Annotated in this window: 5 protein-coding genes; 3 read left to right on the plus strand and 2 right to left on the minus strand. The window is 69.0% G+C overall.

The features are described from left to right. The first annotated feature begins 17 nt into the window (after nt 1-17). The 3 genes from AC3B5T_RS16555 (at nt 18) to AC3B5T_RS16565 (ending at nt 6,612) form a co-directional block, all read left to right on the plus strand. Nucleotides 18-1,790, plus strand: a complete 1,773-nt coding sequence (locus AC3B5T_RS16555; protein WP_010841681.1) for a DEAD/DEAH box helicase — start codon at nt 18-20, stop codon at nt 1,788-1,790. 192 nt (nt 1,791-1,982) lie between these two features. Beyond that, entirely contained in the window at nt 1,983-2,315 is a 333-nt protein-coding gene (locus AC3B5T_RS16560) for a rhodanese-like domain-containing protein (RefSeq protein WP_488357748.1), read from the plus strand. 103 nt (nt 2,316-2,418) lie between these two features. Next, on the plus strand, nt 2,419-6,612 hold the full coding sequence (locus AC3B5T_RS16565; protein ID WP_488357749.1) for an AAA domain-containing protein: 4,194 nt from the start codon (nt 2,419-2,421) through the stop codon (nt 6,610-6,612). 35 nt (nt 6,613-6,647) lie between these two features. Here the strand turns inward: AC3B5T_RS16565 and AC3B5T_RS16570 are convergent, their stop codons facing one another. Both AC3B5T_RS16570 and AC3B5T_RS16575 read right to left on the minus strand, forming a co-directional pair. Beyond that, a complete protein-coding gene (locus AC3B5T_RS16570; RefSeq protein ID WP_488357750.1) occupies nt 6,648-7,457 on the minus strand; it encodes an SIR2 family NAD-dependent protein deacylase in 810 nt (269 codons plus the stop codon). Beyond that, on the minus strand, nt 7,454-7,879 hold the full coding sequence (locus AC3B5T_RS16575; RefSeq protein ID WP_010841677.1) for an HIT family protein: 426 nt from the start codon (nt 7,877-7,879) through the stop codon (nt 7,454-7,456). Before AC3B5T_RS16575 ends, AC3B5T_RS16570 begins: the two co-directional genes overlap by 4 nt. Between the last annotated feature and the right edge of the window lie 316 nt (nt 7,880-8,195).

Here is an 8,195-nt window from a genome sequence, read left to right on the forward strand (position 1 = left end):
AATGAGACTTCCGCCGCATGAGTACTTCCGATCACGGCGAGCACGACGCCCCGGCCGACCCTTCCGTCGGCTCGTTCGACGACCTCGAAATCGATCCGCGGGTCCGCGCCGCCGTCACCGATGTCGGCTACGAGACGCCGTCGCCGATCCAGGCGGCCACGATCCCGACCCTCCTGTCGGGGCGCGACGTGGTGGGCCTGGCGCAGACCGGCACCGGTAAGACCGCGGCCTTCGCCATCCCCATCCTGTCCCGGCTGGACACCTCGGCGCGGACGCCGCAGGCCCTGATCCTGGCGCCGACCCGAGAACTGGCCCTTCAGGTCTCCGAGGCCTTCGGCCGCTACTCGGCGCACATGCCCGAGGTGAAGGTCCTGCCGATCTACGGCGGGCAGTCCTACGGCGTCCAGCTCGCCGGTCTGCGTCGTGGCGCGCAGGTCATCGTCGGCACGCCCGGGCGCGTCATCGATCACCTCGACCGCAAGACCCTCGACATCTCGGGACTCGAGTTCCTCGTCCTCGACGAGGCCGACGAGATGCTGACGATGGGCTTCGCCGAGGACGTCGAGCGCATCCTGGCCGAGACCCCGGACACCAAGCAGGTCGCGCTGTTCTCGGCGACCATGCCCAGTGCCATCCGCCGTCTCGCGCAGAAGTACCTGAACTCTCCGCAGGAGATCACGGTCAAGTCGAAGACCGCGACCGCGCAGAACATCACGCAGCGCTATCTGCAGGTCTCCCACCAGCGCAAGCTGGACGCACTGACGCGGTTCCTCGAAGTCGAGACCTTCGACGCCATGATCGTGTTCGTCCGCACCAAGCAGGCGACCGAGGAGCTGGCCGAGAAGCTGCGTTCCCGCGGATTCTCCGCGGTCGCGATCAACGGCGACCTCGCCCAGGCGCAGCGCGAACGAACGATCAACCAGCTCAAGAACGGTTCGATCGACATCCTCGTCGCGACCGACGTCGCCGCGCGCGGACTCGACGTGGACCGCATCTCGCACGTCGTCAACTACGACATCCCGCACGACACCGAGTCATATGTGCACCGCATCGGCCGCACCGGGCGTGCCGGCCGGTCGGGCAATGCGCTGCTGTTCGTCTCGCCGCGCGAACGTCACCTGCTCCGCGCGATCGAACGCGCCACCCGGCAGACGCTCACCGAGATCGGCCTGCCCAGTGTCGACGACGTCAACGCCCAGCGGGTGGCGAAGTTCGCCGACTCCATCACGCAGAACCTGTCGTCGGAGAACCTCGACCTGTTCCGCGGGCTGATCGAGAACTACGCGCGGGACAACGATGTCACGATGGCCGACATCGCCGCAGCGCTGGCACTCGAGACGCGGGACGGCGGGTTCCTGATGACCCCGGACCCGCCGCAGTCCGAGAAGCGCCCGGAGCGTGAGCGTGCTCCGCGGCGCCCCGGCGCGAGCTTCGCGACGTACCGGATCGCCGTCGGCCGCAAACACAAGGTCTCGCCCGGCGCGATCGTCGGTGCCATCGCCAACGAGGGCGGCCTGACCCGCGCCGACTTCGGCAACATCAGCATCCGCGACGACTTCAGCCTCGTGGAACTTCCGGACGACCTCGACAACGAGACCCTGTCCAATCTGCGGCACACGAAGATCGGCAAGAATCCGATCGACATCCGCAAGGACATGGGGTCGCCGCGCACACGTGGTGGTGCGAAGCGCGGCGCCGGAGGTCATGGAGGCGGACGAGACGGTCGTCGCGGTGACAGCTGGGGCAAGCGTCCGTCGCCGCGCGTGGCCGGCCGCGGTCGTCATTCCTGACCCGTCGGCGTCCACCTACCAGAGGTGGCGCACAATTGCGCAGTTCTGAGAGCTGCGTGAGAAAACTTGTCAATTCGAGATCGTTCCGTAACCTGGTCAGCGGGGGTCATCCAAGCGCGGATCATCACGCGGTGGTCGACGCGAGCATGATGAGACACGGATATTTCTAGCAACAGGATTGGTGAGTCACCGGTGTCAGTGGTGAATGCGATTTCAGCAGCAGAGGCAATGAATCACAGCCGCGAGGGGAACGCGGTCGTCGTGGATGCACGTCCGCAGGTGATGCGGCATCAGGGCAGCCTGCCGGGTGCCCTCGTGGTCGATCCCACCGAGGTGCCGACGCGGTTCGCCCCCACACCCTCGGGCACCTTTCCGGTCATCCGTGACCGCGACACCGAGATCGCCGTGGTGTCGGTCCGATCGGAGGCCCCGCGGATCGCCGAGCAGATCGCCGAGTGCGGCTACACCAACGTGCGCTACGTCGACGGCGGCTACCGCGCGCTGCGTTCCCGCACCAACGGCTGAGACGCCGGTTGGTGATCCGACGCCGTCCCGCGCGACTGCGCGGGTTCCTCTGACCAGCGTCTTGTAGCGTAGGAGTCGCCGGCCACGAGAGGAACACATCGGTATGCAGGATGACGCTCGCGAGATGCTGCGCGATCAGGTCACCCGGCTGATGACGTTTCTGGCCGACCTCGTCCGGTCCCGCTCCGGTGACGTCCACGACATCACCGACCATCCCGGTCACGTCTGGGTCGGTCCGTCCACATCGGTGCCCGTGCGCTCGAATGCCCTTCCAGGCCAGGTGGTGGTGGAGCTCCAGCACGAGGCGCCCGACGCCGGGTCACCGGATTCTGCGTCTTCCCGGCTCGGCGCCCTCGTCGACGCGCTTGTCGACAATCCCGAGGAGCTCGAGCTCGTCGTCGCCTCAGCGCTGGTCACGGTACGAGATGCCGCGGACGACGACGCCGCGCCGATCGTCCGGGAGCACCTTCTCACCCAGGCGCTCGTCGTCGATCGCGACGAGGACGACACGATCCGGCTGTCCCTCGGCGCGGGTTCGTCGCCGGCCGTGCACGACACGCATCTCCTGGCCGCGGTGGACGGACTCGATCTCGCGGGAGCGGTCAAGATCCGCGGCAAGTTGTCCGCGCAGACCTCTGTGCTGTCTCCGAAGACCACCGAGCTGATGGCCGAGTGGCGCGAGGCGATCGTTGTCGACACGGCACGGGTGAGCCTCGAGGTCGAGGCCCGGCCGGCTGTTGTCCTGCGCCGCCGAGGGGTGGAGAGCTCGCTCGCCTTCTACGACGCCATCATCGCCGACCTGCGGGACGAGACCTCGCAGGTGCCGGTCGGACTGGCGCAGCTCGTCCGGCCGATCGAGGCCGCCGACCGACTCGCCGCACTTCGCGCGCCCGGCGTCCTCGAGCCCGCGGAGCTGGTCGCCGATGCGCTGTTCCCGCTGCCGTCCAACGTCGAACAGCGCGACGTGCTCGCCTGGCTCGGCGCCGACAGCGGCGTGGTGGTCGAGGGTCCGCCCGGCACCGGTAAGACACACACCATCGCCAACGTGATGTCGGCGCTGCTGGCGAAAGGTCAGCGCGTCCTGGTGGTGAGCGAGAAGGCTCACGCGCTCCACGTGCTCCGGGACATGCTGCCGCCCGCGCTGCGGGCACTCACGGTGTCGATCGCCGATGTCTCCCAGGACAGTTCCGAGGGCATTGTCGACGCGGTGACCGAGCTCGCCGAACGCAAGGCGTCGTTCACCCCGAGCGTCGCGGACGCCGAGATAGCGGATCTGGCTGCACGCCGGGATCACGCTCTGCGGCAACGAGATCAGACGCTGCGCGAACTGTGGGACCTGCGTGCGGACGAGACCGAGATCCACGAATGGGTCGCGGGGGACTACCGCGGCTCTCCGGCGCAGATCGTCCGACGGGTGCGGGCCGACGCCGCCGCGTTCGACTGGCTGCCGGGTCCGGTCCACGGCGCCGTTCCGCCGCTGGACTCGGCCGAGTTCGTCCGGCTGGCGGAGTTGCTCGCGAGCACCGGGGGCTCCGATTCGCGTCTCACGCAGCGCTTCGTCGACCTGGACGACCACCTGCCCGAGCCGGGGGAGATGGACGCGATCTGCGATCGGATCGCCGCCCGGCCCCGCGAGCCGATGGCCGGTGCCGGGACACTGATGTCCGTGCTCGACGGGGTCGACAGCGCCCGGCTGGTCCGGATCAAGGACATCTGCGATGACCTGGCGGTGGCCTCCGGCGAGGTGGCCTCGTACCCGGATCCGATCATCGACATGGCTGACCGGCTGCTCGCCGGGAGAGCCGCACATCTGTGGTCGCGTGTGACGACGTTGTCCCCGGTCATCGCCGAGGCGGCTCGCCGGGATCGTGACCTGGGTGCGCACACCGTCGTCGTCGACGGGAACCGGCCCGGGGACGCCGCACTGTTCGACGCCGCTGCCGACTACCTGCGCGACGGCGGACAGTGGCGGGGACGGCTGCGTCGTTCACCCCAGCAGCGCGCACTGGAAGACGCGCCGGTGCGGGCCACGGTGGACGGTCGCCCGCCCCGGGACGAGGCGACGCTCCGCCGGGTCGCCGATCACCTCACCGTCGTCGACGCGACCCACCAGGTGCATCGCATCCTCGCGGACCTGCACGTCCCGGTCGACGCCTCGGGCTCGCGGTCGGCACAGCTCGACCACCTCGTCCGCCTCGACACCCAGCTGACATGGATCTCGCGGCTGCTCACCGGGCGCGAACACCTGGTGCGGGAACTCGAGGCGGTCAGTCCTGGCGGGCCGAGGCCGCGCACCGTCGCCGAGGTGGCCGAGGTCGCTCATCAGGCGCGATCGGTCGCCGCTGCCAACGACGCGGTCCTCGCCGAGCAGGAGCTCGCCGACCATGTGTACGGACTGACGACCGAACTCGAGAAGGGGCCGTCTCCGGAGGGGGACGCGCTGGTCTCGGCACTCGGCACGGCCGACCCGTCCGCGATCCGGGACGCGCGCCGCGCGTTCGCGGCCGCCGCGGCCGAGGCCGAGCAGCAGAACGCCCTCGAGTTGCTCGGACTCCGACTGCGCAGCCGCGCACCCGAACTCGCGAAGACCATGTGGGCGAGCGCGCGGGATCCGATCTGGATCGAGCGCGCTCGGGACATGGGTGCGGCGTGGGCATGGCGGTTCGCCCACACGTGGGCACAGGACCGTAGTGATCCGTTCGCCGAGGACCGGTTGCAGTCCTCGCTCGACGCGATCGAGGTCGACATCGCGTCCCTGACCACCCGTCTCGCGTCCGCGCGTGCCATCCGGGAGTTGCTGGCGCGCACCACCGCCGGCGAGCTGCAGGCCGTTCAGTCCTATCGCGACCACATGATCAACCTGGGCAAGGGATCGGGCAAGCACGCCAATCGCTTCCGGCGCGCGGCGCGCGAGGCCATGGTGGAGGCGCAGAACGCCGTCCCCGCCTGGATCATGTCGATCAGTCAGGTGGCCGAGACGCTGCCGCCGCGCCGCAACTCCTTCGATGTGGTCATCGTCGACGAGGCGTCGCAGGCCGACATCACGAGTGCCTTCCTCCTCTGGCTGGCGCCGCGGGTGATCGTGGTCGGCGACGACAAGCAGTGCGCGCCCGCCGGTCTGGGCGGCACCACACTCGATTCGGCGTTCGCCGAGCTCGATGCCGCGCTGCCCGATCTGCCGACCTACCTCCGCGACGGGCTGACGCCCCGGTCGAGTCTGTTCTCGTTGCTGCGCAGCCGATTCGGCAACGTCGTCGGTCTGCGCGAGCATTTCCGGTCCATGCCGGAGATCATCGAGTTCTCGTCGCGCCAGTTCTACGGCTCCGCGCCGCTGATCCCGGTGCGCCAGTACGGTTCCGACCGGCTCGAACCGCTGCGGGCGGTCGCGGTCGAGGGGACCGCGACGGGAACCGGCAACGGTGTCACCAACGACGCCGAGGTGGCCGCGATCGTCGAGGCCTTACGAGGTTGTCTGGCCGATCCGGCCTACGACGGACTGGACTTCGGCGTGATCGCGTTGCAGGGCGTCAAGCAGGTCGAGGCGATCGAGACGGCGCTACGCGCCGAGATCGACTCCGACACCTGGCGTTCGCGGCGTATCCGGGTCGGGTCCCCGCCGGACTTCCAGGGCGACGAGCGACGCGTGGTCTTCCTGTCGATGGTCGTCTCGGACGCCGGCGCGATCTCGGCGCTGAGCCGGGCGGAGTCCCAACGCCGAGTCAACGTCGCGGCGACGCGTGCCATGGACCAGCTGTGGCTGTTCCACTCGATCGGTCTCGACGAGTTGCGGCCCAACGATCTTCGTTACTCGATGCTGTCCTATGTCACGGCCAACGAGGGACCCTCGATCGGGGCGATGCCCAGTGACGTCCCCGACGATCGCCGCGTGCCCCCGTTCGACAACCTCCTCGAGCAGCGGGTGTTCAACCGTCTGACGGCACTCGGCTATCACGTGAGCCCGAAGGTCACGGTCAACAACCGGGTCGTCGATCTGGTCGTGTTGGGGGCCGACGCGCGCATGGCCGTCGAATGCGATGCCGACGAGTTCGCCGGGACCGGGCAGCAGGCACGGTCGGATCTGGAGCGTGAGCGTGAATTGCGCCGCTGCGGTTGGCAATTCGTGCGGGTGCGGGAGTCGGAGTTCGAACTCGATCCCGATCGCGTCCTGGATCACGTCGCGACCGTCCTCGACGAGCGCGGATGCAAGCCGGGTTCGCTCGTGGCGGTGCAGAGTCAGGACAGCGCGGTGCGGGACGCCGTCAGGTGGCAACCGATCGACCTGACCGCGGGGGAGTGACGCACCTCTGCCGCCGGGCCCGCCGACGCCGTCGGTCAGCCGAGTGATCTGAGCAGCGCGGGCAGGCCGACCGCGGCCGGCATCCGCAGGCTGTGGGTCACGACGTCGGAGAGAGCGGACGGCGCGGGGTTGAACTCGATGACCGGGATGCCCGCGCGAACCGCTCGTTCGGGCAATGCGGCCGCCGGGTAGACGATCCCGCTGGTACCCACCACGAGCACCAGCTCCGACGCGCGAAACGCCTGATCCGCACGCTGCCAGTCCGATTCGGGCAGTGCTTCGCCGAACCAGACGATGCCGGGCCGCACGGCCCCACCGCAGCGCGGGCAGGTGGGCGGGACCACACGGGGGTCGTCCGACGCCGCGCCGGGCTGGTCGTCGGCAGGATCGGGGCGCGCACCGGGTCCGTCGTAAGGGGTCCCGCAGACCGAACACCTGGGGGCGAACAAACTGCCGTGCAGATGGCTGACGACGTCGCTACCGGCCCGTTCGTGGAGGTCGTCGACATTCTGCGTCACGACCATGACGGTGCGTGAGGCGGCGAGTTCGGCGAGTGCGAGGTGGCCGGCATTGGGTTGCGCGGCAAGCACTTCGCGGGCGCGCCAGCGGTACCATCCCCAGACCAGTGCCGGGTCACGTGCCCACGCCTCGGGGGTGGCGAGTTCGGCCGGGTCGAACTTCTCCCACAACCCGGTCTGGACGTCCCGGAAGGTCGCGATGCCGCTCTCGGCCGACATGCCCGCGCCGCTGAACACCGTGATCCACTCCGCGCGGCGCACGAGGTCGGTGACCGCGGCCGGGATCGGTGTACCGGAGTCCGCGCCGGGCGGCCCGGCGAAGGTCATCCGGCGGACTCGATGCAGGCGCGGACCAGGGCGGCGGTCTCGTCGGGGTCGGAGTCGCGGCGGACGAGGAAGCCCTTGGCGAAGCTGAGCTTGTCGCCGTCGTGCCGGGGCACGACGTGCAGATGGGTGTGGAATACGGTCTGGAAGGCTGCTCGGCCGTCGTTCACCGCCAGGTTCACACCGTCGGCCGACATCGGCCCGGTCTTCATCGCGGTCGCCAGTCGCTGGCCGGCGCGGAAGAGCGCGGCACCGATCGTCGGGTCCAGGTCGTCGAGGCCGGCGGAGTGGACGCGGGGTACGAGGAGGGTGTGTCCGCGGGTGATGGGCCGGATGTCGAGAAAGCCGACCACGTCGTCGTCGGAGTAGACGATGCGCCCCGGGGATGTGCCCGCGACGATGGCGCAGAAGATGCAACTGCTCATGCGGCCGACTCTAGGTCACTCGCTGTCCGATCATGTCGGGTCACGACGCGCGGCGGGTGCTTCACATCACATAACGTTTCCATAACGGTTGACCGAGCGAAGACTCGGCCATCGGCATACCGCCGGGTATGTTGCCTGGCCTGGCGCTTTTCGGACCCTTCCCATGCCGGTTGACATGGTCCCCTAAGTTACCGGCGCGGTTACTGGCCGGTATACCGACAGGTCACCGCCAAACATGAGGGTTCCCTCACTTTCGTGTGTCATCATAGGAGTCACGTTCACGCCGACGCCGGCTCCCGACGAGTCGGTTGTCGTC

Source organism: Gordonia sp. G4 (assembly GCF_057770005.1).